The following is an 18,264-nucleotide window of genomic DNA, read 5'->3' as shown; positions in this document are numbered from 1 at the left end:
TGTGAACGCACGCGATGGAACCAATCCGGGTCCTGTTGGCGGATGACCAGGCACTGGTCCGGGCGGGTTTTGCCATGATGCTGTCCGTGGAGGAAGAGATCACGGTGGTGGGGCAGGTGGCCAACGGCCTGGAAGCCGTGGACTTCGCTGCCGCCAATCCCGTGGATGTCATCCTGATGGATGTGCAGATGCCGGTGCTCGACGGCATCCGGGCCACGGAAGCCGTAGTCCAGGCGGGCACGGCCAAGGTGATTATTCTGACCACCTTTGAGCGCGACGACTATCTTTTTGATGCCATCCGCTCCGGCGCCAGCGGATTCCTGCTCAAGAACGCCGATCCGGATGACCTGGTTGCCGCCGTCCACGCCGTCGCCGGCGGCCATGCCCTGCTCGCACCGGAAGTCACCGTCCGCGTTATTGAACGCTTCGCTCGTCAGCTCGGAGCCGAATCCTCGCAGAATCCCTCAGGTGCCGGCCCCGGTGCGGCCCCCGCCGCGGCCCGGCCTGTTTCCCCGGAACAGCAGAAGCTCCTGGCCTCCCTGACCTCCCGGGAGCGGGAAGTCCTGGTGAATGTTGCCGCCGGATGCAGCAACGCCGAGATCGCCGCCCGCATGTTTGTCGCCGAGGCGACGGTCAAAACGCATGTATCGAACCTGCTCGCCAAAATTCAGGTCCGCGACCGCGTCCAGGCCGTGGTGTTCGCCTACGAATCCGGCCTCATCCTTCCGGGGGAGAGTGCCGCCGGGCCCTCCGGCGACCGGCGTCCCTAACCCGGAAGGATTCACCCGCCCGGCCGATTACCTTTGCTGCTGCCGCCCCTAGGGTTGAGGGAGAAGCTTTCCCCTGACAACACCCGGGATCTCCGGGAAAGGAGCAGCCACCATGCTGCAGGTCTCCAACCTCACCCGAAAATTCGGGGACAAAACGGCGGTGGACAACGTCACCTTTGACGTCCCCTCCGGGCAGATGACCGGATTTGTAGGCGGCAACGGCGCCGGCAAAACCACCACCATGCGCATGATCATGGGGGTTCTGACGGCAACCGGCGGCGAGGTGTTCCTCGACGGGTCGCCCGTCACCGCCGCCGACCGCGCCCAGTTCGGGTACATGCCCGAGGAACGCGGCCTCTACCCGAAGCAGCCGATCCTGGACCAGCTCATTTACCTCGGACAGCTGCACCGGATGAGTTCGGCAGCCGCGCGGCGCGAGGCCATGGACCTGCTGGAGCGGTTCACGCTTGCGGACCGGTTCAAGGACAAGCTGGAGTCGCTGTCCCTGGGCAACCAGCAGCGGGTGCAGATTGCTGCGTCGCTGCTGCACCGCCCCAACGTGCTGATCCTGGACGAGCCGTTTTCCGGACTGGACCCTGCCGCCGTCGATTCCATGGTGGAACTGCTGCGCGAACGCACCCGCGAAGGGGTCCCCGTCCTGTTTTCCAGCCATCAGCTGGACCTGGTGGACCGGCTCTGCGACAACCTGGTGGTCCTCAAGGCCGGAAAGGTCATGGCAGCCGGGTCCAGCGAGCAGCTCAGGGCCAGCGCACCCCGCCGGCACCGCCTCACCGTTTCCCCGGACGCCGGCTGGCTCCGTGACGAGCCCGGGCTGCAGGTCATTGATGTAGCCGGGCCAACAGCAGTGTTGGAGTTCGACGGCGACGCCGCGGCCCAGCGCGTGCTCGGCACCGCCATGGCGCGGGGCACCGTTGAAGAATTCACGCCACTGAGGCCGTCCCTCAGCGAAATCTACCGGGAGGTATCAGCATGAGCACCACCGAGACCCGCCGCCCTGAGTCCTCCGCGTCCCCGCGTCCGGAAGCGGCGGCCAACAACACCCCGCCGTGGGCGATCGTCACCCTGCGCGAAGTCATGGTGAAGGCCCGCGACCGCAGCTACCTGATCTCCACTCTGGTCACCCTGGTACTGATCATCGGTGCCGTGGTGTTCAACGCCTACATGGCCAACCGCGGCACCGACTACACGGTGGCCGTGGCCGGGGCATCCGGGCAGTCGGTGGTGGAAACCGCAGGCGAAGATGCCGGCGCCGATGACAACACCACGTTCGAGGCGGTTACCGCCGACTCACCGGAGGCGGCACGGGACCTGGTCAGCAATGGAGACGCCGACGCCGCCCTGCTGCAGGATTCCGACGGCGCCTGGACCCTGGTGGGGAACGAGGAAATCGACGGCGGCCTGCGCTCCGCAGTTGCCGAAGCACTGCGGCTGACCGTCATTAATGACAACGCCGAAGCGGCCGGAACCACCGGCACGGAGCTGCTGGCCGGAAGCGAGCTCAAGGAAGAGCTGATTGAGGGCAACGCTGAAAACGCCCTGCTGGCCACCGTGGTGGGCTTTGCCTTCAGCTTCCTGTTCTACATGTCCGCCATCATCTTCGGCATGGCCATCGCCAGCTCGGTCCTGGAGGAAAAGCAGAACCGGGTCGTGGAGATCCTGGCCACGGCCATTCCCATCCGTCAGCTGCTCTACGGCAAGGTGGCCGGCAACACCGTCCTCGCCATGATCCAGCTTGCCCTGTACGGCGGTGCCGCCCTGCTCGCGCTGAACCTCACGGATACAGCGGACATGGTGGGAATGATCATTCCTGCCTCCGGCTGGTTCCTGGTGTTCTTCCTCGCCGGGTTCCTCATCCTGGCATCGGCCTGGGCCATGCTCGGCGCCATGGCCAGCCGCAGCGAAGACCTGAACAACAGCTCCACCCCGGTGCTAGCCGTCGTCTTCGCGGCACTGTTTGCCGGCCTGTTCGCCAAGGGGCAGCTGCTGGTGGTCGCGTCCTACATTCCGGTGGTGTCCTCGGTTGCGATGCCGATCCGGATGCTCAACACCGAGGTTCCGCTCTGGGAGACGTTCCTGTCCCTGGCTCTCGCCCTGGCCGCGGCCTACGCCCTGCTGCGCTTCAGCGAGAATGTCTACCGCCGCGCCGTGATGCAGAGCGGAGGCGCGCTGACCCTCCGCAAGGCCATGAAGCTGGAGTCCTAGATCGAGCGCTTCATCAGGTCCGCCAGGGAGTTGAAGCGGTCATTGGACGGCAGGTCATCGAGCAGGATGGCCTGCCCGTCCGGCCCGCACAGGGGGATGCGCCAGTTGGGATATTCGTCCCCCGTGCCCGGCTGGTTTTGCGTCTGCCGCTCCCCCACCGCATCGGTCAGCGACACTCCAAGGAGCACCGACGGCGTCTGCAGGATGAAGGAATGCAGGGCCTCGACCGTCTGCTGAATCTTCTCGGCGCCATCGGCCCCGGAATCAGGCAGGAGCCCGCGGTCGCGCACCAGCGACAACAGCGCTTCCTGAGCGGCGGCGTCCATCTCCCGTTCTTCCTCCACCGGACGGCTCAGCAGCCCCAGGGACGCCCGAAGGTCCACATGTTCGCCGGCCAGATAGCCGGCCGCCGGCGGCAGGTCATGCGTGTTCACTGTCGTCAGTGCTCCCTGCCGGTACTCTTCCGGAACGCGCGGACCGGTCTCGGTCTGCTCGAACCACAGAATGGACGTGCCCAGCACGCCCCGCTCCCCGAGGTACTCCTGCACCCAGGGTTCAAACACGCCCAGGTCTTCGCCGATCACGACGGCGCCGGTGCGCTCCGCCTCCAGTGCCAGGATTCCAATCAGGGCTTCGTGGTCGAAGTTGACGTAGGCGCCTTCACTTGGAGCCGAACCGGCCGGAATCCACCACTGCCGGAACAGGCCCAGAATATGGTCCACCCGAATCCCGCCGGCATGCCGCAGCACGGTGCGCAGCATGTCCCGGTAGGGGAGGTAACCCGCGTCGGCCAGCCGCTCGGGGTGCCACGGCGGCTGGCTCCAGTCCTGCCCCTGCTGGTTGAACATGTCCGGCGGTGCTCCCACCGAAACGCCGGGGGCGAGCACCGGCCGCAGCATCCAGGCATCGGCTCCGGCCGGATGCACTCCCACCGCGAGGTCATGCACAACGCCGATGGACATGCCGGCACAGCGGGCAGCGGACTGCACCGTTTCCAGTTGCTGGTCACAAATCCACTGCAGCCACTTGTAGAACAGCACGCGCGGAGCGAGCACGCTCTCGTGTTCCCGCACATAGGAGCTGTCCGGCCCGGTAATCTCCTGCCACTGGGGCGCTCCGGGCGGAAGGTTCTCCGCCAGTGCGCACCACAGGGCAAAGTTGTCCAGCCCCGGCCCTTCCACGGCGCAGAACCGCTCAAACTGCTGCTCCCGGGCAATGCTGCGCGGCACCAAGAAGACCTGCTCCAGCGCTGAAAGCTTGGCCGCATAGGTTGCATCCCGGTCCAGCAGGTCGGCGGAACGGTTCGCCGCGCCCAGGGTGCGTGCCGAATCCTCCGCTTGCGTCCGCGCTTCGTCGGAAAGATAGCTGTACTCGGGGACATCCTCTACCCGGATATAGAGCGGGTTGAAGAACCGCCGCGTGGTGGGCAGGTACGGCGACGGCTCCAGGGGCGGGACCGGTTCCGCAGCGTGAAGTGGATTGATCAGGATGAACCCGGCACCGTGTCCGGCGCCGGAGAGCGCAGCCAGATCCGCCAGGTCGTTGAGGTCGCCGATGCCCCAGGAGCGGGAAGACCGCACCGAATACAGCTGTGCCATCAGCCCCCAGGCACGGCGCCGCGCCAGTTTCTCCGCCGTCGACAGCCGTGCCGGCGTTACCACCAGGACAGTATCGGCCTGCCCGCCGACGGATGCGACTTCCAGCCGGTGCCATCCCAGCGGCAGGTCGTCCGGAAGCGGAACGAGGGTGCGGCCGGTCAGGGTTCCGTCAATATCGCGTTCCTCGGCGGGAATCCGGGGCCATTCCAGCTCCCGGCGGCTGCCGTCCTCCAGCGTGATCCATACCCTAACCTCGTCTCCCGCCTCGTCCCCTGCCCCGTCCCCCACCGCAGTGTGGACGGCAACGGAATGGCTCATGCCCCGGCGCACGACGACGGCGCCGGGCAGGGTGCGGCGCCACTCGGAAAGGCGTCCGTCAGCCAGGGAAGCCGCCATCTCTTCTTCGGATCCCGCTGCGACTCCCAGTGCTTCGAGGACCCGGCGCAGACTCTCGTCAGAGACCTCGCGGGGAGAGCCGTCCCAGCCCTTGAACGTGGTGACAACGTGATGGTGTGCGGCAAGCTCGCGCAAAAGGGTGCTGCTGCCGGTCGCCTGGTCAGGAGAATTCGCTACAGTCATGACAGCTAATCTAAGGCGTGCCGCCCCCGGGTGCCCAGTCTGCAGCGGCCCGGCGCGGTTAGCTGCGTTTCTCGGTGAGCCGCCAAACGTCCTGGTAGTCGGGATGATCCTGGTACGCGGCAGCCATGGCCGCCAGTGCCAGGGTGGTCCACTCCAGCTCATCTGCAAACTGCTTGCCCTGGCCGTCCGCATCCAGAACCATCCGGGCCAGTGCGTTCCGCCTGGCGCCGCCGATGATTTCAATGAGCATCAGCTTGGCTTCGCATTCGCGGAGCAGCCGTTCCTCGTACCACCGGTCGGAAGGGGAAACGCCCCGGGCCGTCAGGAGCTTGCGGGACTCCGCGGCATCGTCCTGGAAGCGGGTCAACAGGAAGTCCACGATATCCATGGTCCCGATCGTACGCCGGGGCAGATCACGGCGTCAGGCACACTGCCCCAAAAGCGCGTGCTGAAGGCGGGAATAACTTCCCGGCCCGTTTGGTTGACATAACTAGTCAACAGAAAGAGAGTCCGTGCCACCGGTCAGCATGCCCAGTACGCCCACACGTTCGAAGGTTGCCCGCCCCAAGCGGGTCCGTAATATCCGTTCCATCCGCCGCGGCGACCACGTTGAAGTCCGCAGCGGCAGCGAGGTCTACTACCGCGGAGAAGTCAGGGATACCGCACCAGGACTGGGAACCCTGTGGATCCGCGAAGATGAAGGAAACCGCATCGCAGTCAGCGTTGAGGACTTCACCATCTGGAAGGTCCCGGCCTAGCCCCCGTTTTTCCCGGCCCGGCGCTCATCAGTCCATCTCATCGGTCCATCAGGGCGCCGGCGCTGATGTTCAGCGTAGCGGCCGTCATGCTGGCAGCCTTGTCAGATGCCGCAAACGCCGCCGCATTCCCCACCTCTTCCAGGGTCGCCGCCCGCTTGAGCAGCGTGGCATCGACGATGCTGTTGGCGATGTCTTCCCGGCCGTCCATGGCTGCAAGGGATTCGGGAATTCCGCCGCTGCGAAGAGTGACCACACGGATTCCGTGTTCCCCGAGCTCCACCGCCAGCTGGCGGCGCATCGCTTCCATGGCCTCAAACGCCGTGATGAGTCCGCCGAAGTAGTTTCCGGGACTCGGATCTCCCGATCCGCCGAATACCAGAATGACCCCCGACTGCTGCCGCATCATGTGCCTGGCGGCTGCCCGGGCAGTCAGAAACAGAGTCTGCACCGCGGTGGAAACCGGGCGCAGGTAGTCCTCCACATACATGTCCACCATGGGCGAACCCTGCACGTCACCGTGCTGGATGACGTTCAGTGAAATATCCAGGCTGCCGGCGGCAGCGGCAACATCGTCGGCATGCTCATCCACCGCCCGGGCGTTGGTGGCGTCCAGCAGAGCCGTCTCAACCAGCCCTCCGTCCGCGCGGATGTCCCCGGCAACGGCCTCCAGACTCTCCGGACTGCGGCCGGCCAGGAAAACCCGGGCGCCTTCCCGTGCGAAGGCCCTGGCCACCGCTCCCCCGATTGATCCGCCGCCGCCGTAGATGACGGCGGTTTTCCCGTTAAGCAGCATGTGAGCCTCTTCGGTCCGCTGTGGCTGTGGCTGTCAATGATGGCACTGCCGCCCGGCCGTGCACAGGGGTCCGGGAGCAGGCCCGTACCCCTGTGCACTTTTCCTTTACGCGCCGGCTTCTTACCAGCGCACTTTTTTCTCCCGCCGGCCCTGCTTGCCGTTGGTGTGCGTAGGCTTGTGGTCCTTGCCCAGGCTCTGCCAGCCGGGAAGCGCGTTCTCCGCCGCCATGGCGGCAGCCGCCTTGTCCGACGCCTCGGCTGCCAGCTTGGCGGCTACGGCGGGGGCAAGACTGACCGCTGCCTCCAGCGGTGCGTCCGACGCCGGCAGCACCGGCCCGGCCGAAGCCGGAACCGGCAACACCGGCGAGGAAACGGACGCGGGGGAAGATGAACCGGACAACGGGGAGTTTCCGGGCAAAGGCTTAGCGCGGTTTTTCTTGTTTTGCGTCATGGTGGTCTCCTGACATGCAGTACGGGCCGGGAGCTTCGCTGGGTATGGTGCGGACGATGCGTCCTGAAAACATCCGGCATCAGCGGCTGCCGGCACTGTTGAAGCGGCGGCAGCACCTGCAGCGGGATGGTTGGATGGGAAGCACGGTCAGCAACACGCACCATCGACAAGCTCACCCGGCGGTGGGTGGATGCTGTCTGCGAAAAGCGGGTGCGTGCGACCGGGGGATCAGCTGCAGCGGATGAGGCCGGCGGATCCGGAGCCCGGTCAGGGCACGGCCCTACTCGTAAATGAGTTCCATGGGGAGACCTTAACAGGAAAAGACGGCACCGGGTAGACCCGATGCCGTCTTTTGCCGGCTTTAACCGACGCTCTTACTCCTGGTGACTGGCCTTGCTGCTGCCCGTCCTGCCCTAGATCAGGGTGTCGGAAAGGTGGTTGGGCGTCCCGAAGCGGTGGGCCGTGATGCTGACGGCCTGCTCGTGCAGGAACGGCAGCAGTTCAACCCGTCCGGCTTCGGTGACCGGGTTGGCGTACACCGCAACGTCCGGACGTCCGCCCAGTGCGTCAGCCAGTGCCGACGCGCCGCCGCCGATGAGGCGGATCCGCGGGCCGTGGACCGCGGGATCGTAGCTGGAAGCGGCAGCCAGCCAGGCGGCGTCGTCCTCTTCCGTCACGGAAATTCCGTGTTCAGTCAGCAGCGCCCGCAGCGCCAGCGGCAATTCGACGCCGGTGGAGACCCGCAGTGCGGATCCGGCCAGCAGTCCCGCTGCCGCAACGCGCAGCAGGGGCGTGAGCGGCTGGTTTTCGGCCAGGCGGATGGTGACGGGCAAGGGCCGGTAGCGGAAGACATTGCGTTCGGCGCTCAGCGCAGAAACGTCCTTGGCGGTGCCGAATTCCTCGGCCCATGCTGCCGCGTCACTGCTCAGCGCACGGTGCAGGAAGTCCGTGTCCGCGTCGAAGCTGCCCGAGCCGGCGGCGGCCAGGATCTTGGCGGCACCCTGATGCCGGACGGGGGCTCCTGCACCGGCGGCTACAGCCGGTTCCCATTCGCCCAGGCCCATCAGGTAGTTGGGGCCGCCGGCCTTCGTTCCCGCGCCCACTGCCGACTTCTTCCAGCCGCCAAACGGCTGGCGCTGAACAATGGCCCCGGTGATGCCGCGGTTGATGTAGAGGTTGCCGGCGGAGATGTTCTGCAGCCAGACATCCATCTCAGCCGGGTCCAGGGAATGCAGGCCAGCTGTCAGCCCGTACTCAATCTGGTTCTGCAGGGCGACGGCCTCTTCCAGGGTCTCAGCCGTCATCACGCCGAGAATCGGACCGAAGTACTCGGTGAGGTGGAACTCGGAGCCGCGGCGAACGCCGGTGCGCACGCCCGGGCTCCACAGCCGGCCGCTGTCATCGAGCTGCTTGGGTTCGATCAGCCAGGATTCGCCCTCGCCCAGGACGGTGAGCCCGCGCAGCAGCTTGCCGGCGGCCGGTTCGATAACCGGGCCCATCTGGGTGACGGCGTCCACCGGGTAGCCCACCTTGAGGGACTGCACGGCGTCAACGAGCTGGTTGCGGAAGCGCGGCGACTTGGCCACCGAACCCACAAGGATCACCAGGGAAGCGGCGGAGCACTTCTGGCCGGCGTGGCCGAAGGCGGAGGCGACGACGTCGCGCGCTGCCAGGTCGAAATCGGCACTCGGCGTGACGATGATGGCGTTCTTGCCGGAAGTTTCGGCCAGCAGCGGCAGGTCCGAGCGGAAGGAACGGAACAGCTCGGCGGTTTCATAGCCGCCGGTGAGGATGACGCGGTCCACCGACGGGTGCGCGACCAGCTGGCGGCCCAGTTCCTTCTCGCCCAGCTGCACCATCTGCAGGACGTCGCGGGGAACGCCTGCCTCCCAGAGGGCCTCGACCATGACGGCGCCGCTGCGGGCGGACTGGCGGGCCGGCTTGATGATCACGGCTGATCCGGCGGCCAGGGCCGCCAGGGTTGAACCGGCAGGAATGGCTACCGGGAAGTTCCACGGCGGCGTAACCACCGTCAGCGTTGCCGGCACAAACCGGGCGCCGTCGACCTTTTCCAGGTCCTTGCCGCGCTCGGCGTAGTAGTGCGCAAAGTCGATGGCCTCGGATACCTCGGGGTCCGACTGGTCCAGGGTCTTGCCGGTCTCGGCGGCCATGACCTCCATCAGATCCGCGCGCCTCTCCTCCAGCACGACGCCGGCGCGGTGCAGGATTTCGGCACGTTCGGCTGCGCTGAGGGAAGCCCAGCCCTTGGCGGATTCCACGCCGGTGCGGACAACCGTCTCCAGGGCGTCCTCGCTGGCCACCTGTGCCTCGGCGACGGCGGCGACGCCGAGGTCCGAGCCCGCTACGCGGGTCAGGATCGCGCGGCCCCACGCCTGGTTGGCGGGCAGGGACGGATCCGTGTCCGGAGTGTTGCTGAAGTCCTGCTGCGCGGCGTCGACTCCCGCGGTGTCCGCCGGGCGCGGCTGGCTGCGGTCCTGGACGCGGTTGGACGCGGGAACCGTGTCGTCCAGGTCAGCCAGCGAAGTGAGGAAGCGCAGCTTCTCCCGTTCGAAGAGCGCCTCGTTTTCGCTCAGCTCGAAGACGGCGGACATGAAGTTCTCGGAGCTCGCCCCTTCTTCCAGGCGACGGATGAGGTAGGCGATGGCGACGTCGAACTCTGCCGGGTGGACCACGGGGGTGTACAGCAGCAGCGATCCGACGTCGCGCTTGACTACTTCGGCCTGGCCCGTGGCCATGCCCAGCAGCATCTCGAACTCGATGCCTTCGGTGACGCCGCGCTGCTTGGCCAGCAGCCAGGCGAAGGCAACGTCAAAGAGGTTGTGGCCGGCCACGCCGATGCGCACGTTGGCAACGCGTTCGGGCTGCAGGGCGTAGCTGATGACGCGCTTGTAGTTGGTGTCCGTTTCCGCCTTGGTGCCGCAGGTGGCCAGCGGCCAGCCGTGCAGCGAGGCTTCCACCTGCTCCATCGGCAGGTTGGCACCCTTGACGACGCGCACCTTGACGGGGGCACCGCCGTCGGCCCGGCGGGCGGCAGCAAATTCCTGAAGCCGCATCATGGCGGACAGGGCATCGGGAAGGTAGGCCTGCAGGACAATGCCCGCTTCCAGATCCTTGAACTCCGGCATGGAGAGGAGCTTGGTGAAGACCGCCATGGTCATCTCCAGGTCCTTGTACTCTTCCATGTCCAGGTTGATGAACTTCTTCGGGCTGAAGGCGGCCGCCTGGCGGTAGAGCGGGGTCAGCTTCTCCACGACATGCTCTACGGCTTCGTCAAAGGCCCAGTGCGAATGAGGTGAAACCGTGGAGGAAACCTTGATGGAGACGTACTCGACGTCGTCCCGCGCCAGCAGCGTATGGGTGCCCTCCAGACGGCGGTTGGCTTCACGCTCGCCCAGGACTGCTTCGCCGAGCAGGTTCATGTTCAGGCGGACGCCGTCCTTCCGGATGCGGCTGATGGCCTTGCCCAGACGGGCGTCCGTGGCGTCGACAATCAGGTGGCCCACCATCCGGCGCAGCACCTTGCGGGCCACGGGAATGACAACCTGGGGCAGCACGGGGGCCATGACGCCGCCCAGCCGGACCGCCGAACGCATGTACCAGGGCAGGAAGCCGGGAACCTGCGGGGCCAGGGCGGCGAGGTTCCGGCCGGCAACGCGCAGGTCTTCGGGGCGGATGACGCCGTCAACAAATCCGACGGTGAAGTCCAGCCCGGCAGGGTCCTTCAGGACGCCGGCCAGCTGGGCCGCCGAGGCGTCCACCGGCACGGTTGCGGCTTCGGCCAGCCAGCGGCGGACGAGGTCCACCGCTTCCCCGGACAGGTCCTGCGGTACGCCCGGTACCGCGCTTGGTTCGGTGACGGTGTTGCTCATGGGCCAGCTCTTTTCAACGTGCGACTGATTGATACTTCTCTAAGTATCCGCGCAAACTCCCGTAAGACAAAGGTTAGTTTTCTTACGCATATAGGTTACTTTTACTAATGAATAGTGAAGCAGGATAAACATCGGAGGAAGCCCTTGCTGGACGTGCGCCGGATGAACCTTTTACGCGAGGTAAAAGTGCGCGGAACACTGGCAGCCGTGGCGGAAGCACTGGGGCTTAGCCCCTCGGCTGTGTCCCAGCAGCTGGCCCTGCTGGAGAAGGAAGTGGGGGTGGAACTTCTGCGGAAAACCGGACGCGGTGTGCAGCTGACCCCGCAGGCCGAAATCCTGGTTTCCCACACATCGGACATCCTGGAATCGCTGGAACGGGCGGAGGCGGACCTGGCCTCGTCGCTGACGACAGTCACGGGAAGGATCCGGGTGGCAGTGTTCCAGTCGGCGGCCCTGGCCCTGATGCCGGGCGCCCTGTCGCTGCTGCGGCGGGAGCATCCCGACCTGCGGGTGGAAATGGTGCAGCGCGAACCGGAAACCGCGCTGTACGAAACGTGGGCGCGCGACTTCGACGTGGTGATTGCGGAGCAGTACCCCGGTCACGCTGCCGTCCGGCATCCGGAGCTGGACCGGGTACATCTGACCTCGGATGCCATCCGACTGGCGGTACCGCACGAAGGGTTTTCGCCGGTCGATTCGCTGGCGGACACCGCGGACCTGCCGTGGGTCATGGAGCCGCGGGGAGCCGCTTCCCGGCACTGGGCCGAACAGGCCTGCCGGCGGGCCGGATTTGAACCCGATGTCCGCTACGAAACCGCTGACCTTCAGGCCCAGATACGCCTCATTGAGTCCGGCAATGCCGTGGCCCTGATGCCGGATCTGGTCTGGACCGGGCGAGAGCCGAGCGTGCGGCTGCTGGAGCTGAACGGCCGGCCCCGGCGCAGTATTTTTACCTCCGTGCGACGGGCAGGCAGCAGGCGTCCTGCCGTCCTGGCCTGCCGTGAGGTACTGGACCGGACGGCGCGGCAGGTGGCGCTGCAGCGCTAAAGACCTGCAGCGCTAAAGACCTGCAGCCCCGGCCGGAGCCGGGGCTACAGGTCTTCAGGCTGGGTTGCTACCGGCCGGAACCGGAACTGCCCGAGCCGTCGGTGCCGCTGCGGCCGGACCGGCGCGTGGTGCCGTCCACATCGGTCTCAATCTGTTCCTTGCTCACTTCTTCCGTCACGCTCTCCGTGTCGGTAACCGTTTCAGTGTCCAGCCGAACCCGCTCCACCGGAACGGTCTTCTTCTCGACCACCGGCTCCTCGGCGTGCAGCGTCACCTCGTGTTCTTCTTCGCTGAGCTCCGGGCCGGACAGGGCTGAATCGACATTGGAGTCGGTGATCGGCTCCCGCTCCACGCGGACCTCTTCATGGCTCACCGGAACCTGCGTGGTGACGTTTTCCGTGACAACGTACTTGCGCAGGCGTGCCTTGCCCGTTTGCCGGGTCTGGGTTCCCACATCAATCTGTTCTTCCGACCGGGTCATCGCGTCGTCGGTGGTGGGTCCCGAGGTGTCGCGCCCCACCGTTCCGGAGGCATTGCCCGACGAGGTTCCAACGCCGGAACGGGTGATGTCGCTGTCATCCCCGATTCCGCTGCCCACGCCCGTGTCGGTGCTCCGGTCCGTCATGGTGCCCGTGCCGGCACCCATGGTGCTGGTGTCGGCCGAGCCGTCGTCGTAGGTGAACCCGTAGTAGCGGTAGAGGGTCACTTCCTCTTCCGGGGAAATGGATCCGTCGGACTCAACCTGCGGGGAGTTCTTCACCTCATCCTTGGAATACGGCACCAGGACGTCAACACCCTCAACGGTTGCCTCACTGAGCGGGACGAAAGACTCATTAGTGCCAAAGAGACCGGTGTTGACGGTCACCCAGGCGGGTTCGTTGGTCTGATCGTCCAGGTAGAACGTCCCCACCGAGCCAATCTTGTCTCCGTTGGGGCCCAGCACGTTGCCTGAACCGGCCATAAGGCCTTCGACTTGCTGATTGCTGATCATGTTGTTCTCCTTCAGCTGCGAACCTTCACCGTTGTCCGGTGCTTATTCACGTTGGGCCGGAGTATGCCGGTGCACCGAAGGGCGAACGGCGGAGAGATGCAGAGCCGAACGGCCTTGACGGATATACACGCCAAACCCCGGTTGAGCCTTGTGAGGGCCCTCGTTGGCGGCCCGGCCTGGAATCCCAAGCCTGCTTACAATTCCAACTCAACAGCTTCAGAGCGTCAATAGGTAGTGTTTCGACAGCCCTACTTCGGGTCAGCTAGGAGCTCGCGCACCTCGCGTCGGAGTACCTTGCCCAGCATCGACTTGGGCAGCTCGTCCACTGCGACGATGCGCCGCGGGACCTTGTAGGGCGTCAGCCGCTCGCGGCACCAGGCGCGGAGGCCTGCCTCGTCCAGTTCCGTTCCCGCCTGCAGCACGACGGCGGCCACAACCTGTTCCCCGCCGTCGGCCCGGGGAAGACCCACCACGGCGACGTCGGCGATGTCCTGGTTGCTGCGCAGCACCTCTTCCACCTCACTGGGCGAAACATTGAAGCCGCCGGTGATGATCAGTTCCTTGCGGCGGTCCACCACCGTCACGAACCCGTCCTCATCAACGGTGACAATGTCGCCGGTCCGGAGCCAGCCGCCGTCGAGGAGTACCTGCTCGGTGTCCTCGGTGTTGTTCCAGTAGCCGGCGAAAACCTGCGGCCCGCGGATCAGCAGCTCGCCGCGCTCTCCGGCGGGAACGTCGTTCTCCGGGTGCTCAGGATCGGCCACCCGCATTTCGGTGCTGGGGAAGGGGACGCCGATGGTTCCGTTGCGGCGCGAATCGGCAAACGGGTTGCCCAGCGCCACCGGGGAGGACTCGGTGAGGCCGTAGCCCTCAACCAGCAGGCCGCCCGAGACTTCTTCCCACAGCTTTACCGTGGCGGCCGGCAGCGTCATCGCTCCGGAGATGGCAAAACGGATGGTGGACAGGTCGATGCCGCGCTTCTTCGATTCCAGCGCCGTCTTTTCATAGATCGGCGGCACGGCGCAGAAGACGGTGGGCCGGGACTTCTTCGCTGCCGCCAGGACCAGATCCACGTCGAACTTGGGGAAGAGCACCAGCCGGGAACCCGTGAGCATGGCGAACGTCAGATACAGCGTCAGGCCGAAGGCGTGGAACATCGGCAGTACGCCGTAAATGACTTCCTTGCCTTCTTCGGCGCCGTGCATCCAGGCCTGGCCCTGCAGGGCGTTGGAGCGCAGGTTGTAATGGGTGAGCATCACGCCCTTGGGGATGCCGGTGGTGCCCGAGGTGTACTGCAGCGCCGCCAGGTCCTTCACGGAGGGGCGGGGGTGGGCACTGTCGATCCGGGGTGAGCTGAGCAGCTTCTCCCAGGACATGGTGTTCTCGGTTTTGGCGGTCAGCCCGGCACGGGTCCGGCGCAGCTTCGGCAGCGGCAGCCGCAGGGCCATGCGCTTCATCCGCGGCATTGCCTTGGTGATGTCCACCGCAATGATGGCCTTCACCGCAATATCGTCGGGGAAATCCTGGATCTTCTCCACGGCCTTGTCCCAGACAATGGCGACCTGGGCTCCGTGGTTTTCAAACTGGTGGCGCAGTTCGCGCTCCGTGTACAGCGGGTTGTGGCCGACGACGACGGCGCCCAGGCGCAGCACCGCGTAGAACGCGATGAGGTACTGGGGGCAGTTCGGCAGCACGATGGCCACCCGGTGTCCCCGGCTCACGCCCAGTTTCCGCAGGCCCTCGGCAGCGCGGTCGATTTTCTCGCCCAGCTCGGTGTACGTGGTCTCGGCACCGAAAAACTCCAGTGCCACCTTGGGCCCAAAGCGGACGACGGCGTCCTCCACCATGGCGGTCAGGGACTCGGTGGGCAGCTCAATAGTTGCCGGAACGCCGGGCTGGTAGTTCTTGACCCACAACGGTTCCTGGGCAGCAGTCATTGAGCAAGCTCCTTCAGATCGATTAATCCCGACTATATCGACGGGCCGGGCCGAGGGATAAATAAGTTGTCCCAAACCACTGCCCGCACCAGTGCCCGCAGGCTAGGCCCGCAGGCCCCCGAGGTACCGGGCCAGCTCCCGGGGAGCCGAGCGGGGAGCCGCCGCTTCAACCGCTGCGTTGTAGTTGGTGTTGGTGTTCACGTCGTAGGTGAGGATGCGGCCGTCTGCGGTTTCCATGAATTCAATGCCGCAGATTTCCAGGCCGGTGCGCTTGGCGAAGTCGAGGTACTTTCCAATGATCGGGTGATCGAATCCTTCGCGCAGGCTAAAGAGCTGGGTGTCCGCATCCGGTGCGATGGTGGCACCCGGCGGCATGATCGGCTTGCCGGTGGACGGGTCGATGGCGCAGGCGTCCGCCGGGCAGAGCTGGAATCCGCCGCGGGCGGTGTCTGCCTTGATGGCGTAGATGAATTCCCCGCCGACAATCTCCACGCGGGTGATGAAGGGTTCGGCAGCAACAATGTACTCCTGGATCAGGGTGATGCCGTCCGCCGGCTCTTCAAACTCATCACCGGCCACGTACTCGGCCAGCTCACCGTGGGACTCGAACTTCCGCACCCCGAGGCCCTTGCCGCCCTGGTTGTGCTTGGTGATGAAGGGTGCCGTGAATCCCCTGGCCGCCTCGAGAATGGAGTCCCTGCCCACGGCCGCGACGGTCCGCGGCGTATCAATGCCGGCAGCCCGGAGGGCGGTGAGCTGGTCCACCTTGCTCATTTCCAGTTCCAGGACCCGGCGGCCGTTCACGGTGCGCCGGCCGTGGGCTTCGAGCCAGGACAGCACGGCCCGCGCATAATCCTTGGACAGGGTGTGGTCCCGGGTGTGCGAAGAAGCGCTGATCCGGGACCAGAAGATGCCTTCCGGCGGCACCGAATCCAGGTCCAGGACGCCGTCGGTCAGCAACCATTCCTCCACCTCCAGCCCATCGGCTTCAAAGGCGCGGGCAAACGGAGGGAACCACTCGGGGTTCTCGTGCAGGGCGTAGATCTTGGGGGCGGCGGAGCTCATTAAAAGTGCCTTTCCTCGGGTCGTTGCTGTGGCGGTCGATGGCGTGGCGGGTGGCGTCGGCGGTCGTTACTGTGGCGGTCGTTGGCGTGGCGGCCGTTGCTGTGAAGCAGCGCCTAGCCGCCGATGTAGATTCCGTTGCCCGGGCCCATGGGCAGGTCGAAAATGAAAAACACCGTCAGCACCGCCACCCAGGCCAGCCAGAAGAGGATGGTGAAGGGCAGCATCCGCGCAATGACGGTGCCCAGACCGGCCTGCGGCTCGTATTTGCGCAGCATGGTCAGCAGCACAATCATGTAGGGGTTGAGCGGAGTGAGGATCTGCGTCGCGGAGTCGCCCACCCGGAACGCGCCCTGGATGAAGGCCGGTTCAAACCCGAGCAGCGCAAACATCGGCACAAACACCGATGCCATGAGGGTCCACATGGCGGAGCCGGAAATGATGAACAGGTTCAGCACCGAGGCGAGCAGGATGAAGCCGATGATTGCCGGGTATCCGGTCAGCCCGATGGATTCCAGCCCGGACGCTCCGGCCACGGCGATCCAGTTGCCGATTCCGGACCAGTTGAACAGCGCGATGAACTGGCCCAGGATGAACGCGAGCACCAGGAACCCGCTCATGTCCTTGATCGAGGCGCCCATGACCCGCGGAACATCCTTGCCGGAGGCGATAGTGCCGGTGATCTTGCCGTAGACGAGTCCCGGAACGGTGAACAGGACAAACACGATGAAAACAATTGAGCCCAGCAGCGGGGACTTGGGCAGGAACCCGCCCTCCTCGTTGCGCCACGGGGAGTCCGGCAGCAGTGCGCCCACCAGGATGAGGACCGCGACGGCGGCACCCGCTACGACTGCCCACAGCACGCCGCGGCGCTCCACCGGGCTCAGCACGGAGGACAGCGCAGGTGCGCTTGCTGTTGTGGCCGCACCGGCAGGCGTGCCGCCGTCGTCGTCGTCTTCCGTTTCCTCAACGGGCACGCCCTGGCGGGTCAGGCGGGGCTCCAGGATCTTGTCGATGATGAACCCGGCCAGCAGGATCAGCACCAGCGAGGAGGCAAAGTTGAAAAAGTAGTTCGACAGCGGGTTTACCGGCGCACCTGGGTTGGGCAGGGTCTCGGTGACCGCCGTCGTAATTCCCGCGAAGAGCGCGTCAAGGCTCGTGACCAGCATGGAGGTGGAGTAGCCGGCGCCGGCGGCGGCGAAACCGCCGAGCAGCCCGGCCACCGGATGCCGGCCCGCGGCCTTGAAGACCAGTGCGGCCAGCGGCGGAATAACCACGAACGCGGCATCGGACATGATTGAGCCGGTCACTCCCACAAGCCCGACCGCATAAGGCAGGGCCCAGCGCGGGGCCGACCCGAAGGCCTTGCGGATCAGGGCCGAGAGCAGCCCCGATTTCTCCGCCACTCCGACGGCCAGCAGGATCGGCAGCACCGTGGCCAGCGGCGGAAATCCGAGATAGTTGGCGCCGAGGGTGGTGGTGAACCAGCTCAGCCCTTCGGCGGTGAAGAATCCCTTGATGACCGTTGCCTCGGTTGCCCCGGGCACGGTGACCACAACGTTGGCCCACGCCATGGCCGTGGACACGACGGCCACGGCCAGGAAGAGGAACAGGAAGAGCATGAACGGATCCGGCAGTTTGTTGCCGATCCGTTCCACCCCGCCCAGGAGGCGGTCGGGGAGGCTGCGGCGGCCGGTGTGCAGGGAGGGTGCCTCTATGGTTTTGGTCAAGCGGCTGATGGCAGGTTCTTTGGTGCCGGGTCCTCGTAGAGAGTCCCGTCGCGGAGCATCGCGAACAGGACATCAGAACGACGCCGAGCCAGGGCAATGATTGCCTGGTTATGACGTTTACCCTCGGCGCGTTTGCGGTCGTAATACGCCCTGGACGGTGGATGATGCAGGGCGGCAAAGGCCGAGAGGAACAGTGCGCGTTTGAGTTTCTTATTGCCCCGCCGGCTCGGATGCTCACCCCGGATGGAAGTCCCAGACCGGCGGGTGACCGGTGCGATTCCGGCGTAGGAGGCCAGATGGGCCGCGGAAGCGAAGTGCTTGCCGGTGACTTCGGTGAGGATTCGTGCGCAGGTCCTGACGCCGATGCCGGGCATCGAGGTCAGGACCTCGTAAAGAGGGTGGGCCTCCACGAGTGCTTCGACCTGGGAAGCGATTT

15 protein-coding genes are annotated in these 18,264 nt (G+C 65.7%); 5 read left to right on the top strand and 10 right to left on the bottom strand.

Annotation, left to right across the window (positions count from 1 at the left end; all coding sequences use genetic code 11):
• Positions 1 to 14 precede the first annotated feature (14 nt).
• The 3 genes from WKB88_RS13720 (at position 15) to WKB88_RS13710 (ending at position 2,993) form a co-directional block, all read left to right on the top strand.
• Positions 15 to 770: a response regulator transcription factor gene (locus tag WKB88_RS13720; protein WP_341395117.1), complete on the top strand. Its 756-nt coding sequence runs from the start codon at positions 15 to 17 to the stop codon at positions 768 to 770.
• A gap of 112 nt (positions 771 to 882) precedes the next feature.
• Positions 883 to 1,764, top strand: coding sequence for an ABC transporter ATP-binding protein (locus WKB88_RS13715; RefSeq protein WP_341395116.1), 882 nt, complete (start codon positions 883 to 885; stop codon positions 1,762 to 1,764).
• Entirely contained in the window at positions 1,761 to 2,993 is a 1,233-nt protein-coding gene (locus WKB88_RS13710; protein WP_341395115.1) for an ABC transporter permease, read from the top strand. Before WKB88_RS13715 ends, WKB88_RS13710 begins: the two co-directional genes overlap by 4 nt.
• On the opposite strand, the gene malQ is transcribed toward WKB88_RS13710, so the two are convergent.
• Positions 2,990 to 5,170 carry a 4-alpha-glucanotransferase gene (malQ, locus tag WKB88_RS13705; RefSeq protein WP_341395114.1) on the bottom strand — a complete coding sequence of 727 codons (2,181 nt, stop codon included), beginning with the start codon at positions 5,168 to 5,170 and terminating at the stop codon, positions 2,990 to 2,992. The two genes, WKB88_RS13710 and malQ, sit on opposite strands and share 4 nt — an antisense overlap.
• 58 nt (positions 5,171 to 5,228) lie before the next feature.
• Positions 5,229 to 5,558 carry a DUF6221 family protein gene (locus WKB88_RS13700; RefSeq protein WP_341395113.1) on the bottom strand — a complete coding sequence of 110 codons (330 nt, stop codon included), beginning with the start codon at positions 5,556 to 5,558 and terminating at the stop codon, positions 5,229 to 5,231.
• A 139-nt stretch (positions 5,559 to 5,697) separates the two neighbouring features.
• Between WKB88_RS13700 and WKB88_RS13695 the strand changes: the two genes are divergently transcribed.
• Positions 5,698 to 5,928 (top strand): hypothetical protein, encoded by a 231-nt coding sequence (locus WKB88_RS13695; RefSeq protein WP_341395112.1) that lies wholly within the window; start codon positions 5,698 to 5,700, stop codon positions 5,926 to 5,928.
• 37 nt (positions 5,929 to 5,965) lie between these two features.
• On the opposite strand, the gene WKB88_RS13690 is transcribed toward WKB88_RS13695, so the two are convergent.
• From WKB88_RS13690 to WKB88_RS13680, 3 genes are all read right to left on the bottom strand, one after another.
• On the bottom strand, positions 5,966 to 6,721 hold the full coding sequence (locus WKB88_RS13690) for an SDR family NAD(P)-dependent oxidoreductase (protein WP_341395111.1): 756 nt from the start codon (positions 6,719 to 6,721) through the stop codon (positions 5,966 to 5,968).
• A gap of 120 nt (positions 6,722 to 6,841) precedes the next feature.
• Positions 6,842 to 7,171 (bottom strand): hypothetical protein, encoded by a 330-nt coding sequence (locus tag WKB88_RS13685; RefSeq protein ID WP_341395110.1) that lies wholly within the window; start codon positions 7,169 to 7,171, stop codon positions 6,842 to 6,844.
• Between the two features lie 413 nt (positions 7,172 to 7,584).
• Positions 7,585 to 11,061: a bifunctional proline dehydrogenase/L-glutamate gamma-semialdehyde dehydrogenase gene (locus WKB88_RS13680; RefSeq protein ID WP_341395109.1), complete on the bottom strand. Its 3,477-nt coding sequence runs from the start codon at positions 11,059 to 11,061 to the stop codon at positions 7,585 to 7,587.
• 144 nt (positions 11,062 to 11,205) lie between these two features.
• On the opposite strand from WKB88_RS13680, the gene WKB88_RS13675 reads away from it, so the two are divergent.
• Positions 11,206 to 12,108, top strand: a complete 903-nt coding sequence (locus WKB88_RS13675; protein WP_341395108.1) for a LysR family transcriptional regulator — start codon at positions 11,206 to 11,208, stop codon at positions 12,106 to 12,108.
• A gap of 67 nt (positions 12,109 to 12,175) precedes the next feature.
• Here WKB88_RS13675 and WKB88_RS13670 read toward each other — a convergent pair whose 3' ends face one another.
• The 5 genes from WKB88_RS13670 to WKB88_RS13650 form a co-directional block, all read right to left on the bottom strand.
• Positions 12,176 to 13,099, bottom strand: coding sequence for a YsnF/AvaK domain-containing protein (locus WKB88_RS13670; RefSeq protein WP_341395107.1), 924 nt, complete (start codon positions 13,097 to 13,099; stop codon positions 12,176 to 12,178).
• A gap of 248 nt (positions 13,100 to 13,347) precedes the next feature.
• The gene (locus tag WKB88_RS13665) at positions 13,348 to 15,036 is read right to left on the bottom strand and encodes a long-chain-fatty-acid--CoA ligase (RefSeq protein ID WP_341395106.1); all 1,689 of its coding nucleotides are present in this window, start codon (positions 15,034 to 15,036) and stop codon (positions 13,348 to 13,350) included.
• Positions 15,037 to 15,138: 102 nt separating this feature from the next.
• Positions 15,139 to 16,101 (bottom strand): ATP-grasp domain-containing protein, encoded by a 963-nt coding sequence (locus WKB88_RS13660; protein WP_341395105.1) that lies wholly within the window; start codon positions 16,099 to 16,101, stop codon positions 15,139 to 15,141.
• Between the two features lie 113 nt (positions 16,102 to 16,214).
• Complete coding sequence (locus WKB88_RS13655) at positions 16,215 to 17,720, bottom strand: AbgT family transporter (RefSeq protein WP_445818934.1); 1,506 nt, start codon at positions 17,718 to 17,720, stop codon at positions 16,215 to 16,217.
• Positions 17,721 to 17,824: 104 nt separating this feature from the next.
• On the bottom strand, positions 17,825 to 18,264 hold a 440-nt coding region (locus WKB88_RS13650; RefSeq protein ID WP_341395103.1), incomplete at its 5' end, for a transposase.

This window comes from Arthrobacter sp. G119Y2 (assembly GCF_038069765.1).
Lineage (GTDB): Bacteria > Actinomycetota > Actinomycetes > Actinomycetales > Micrococcaceae > Arthrobacter_B.
This window is presented reverse-complemented; position numbering and strand designations above follow the sequence as displayed.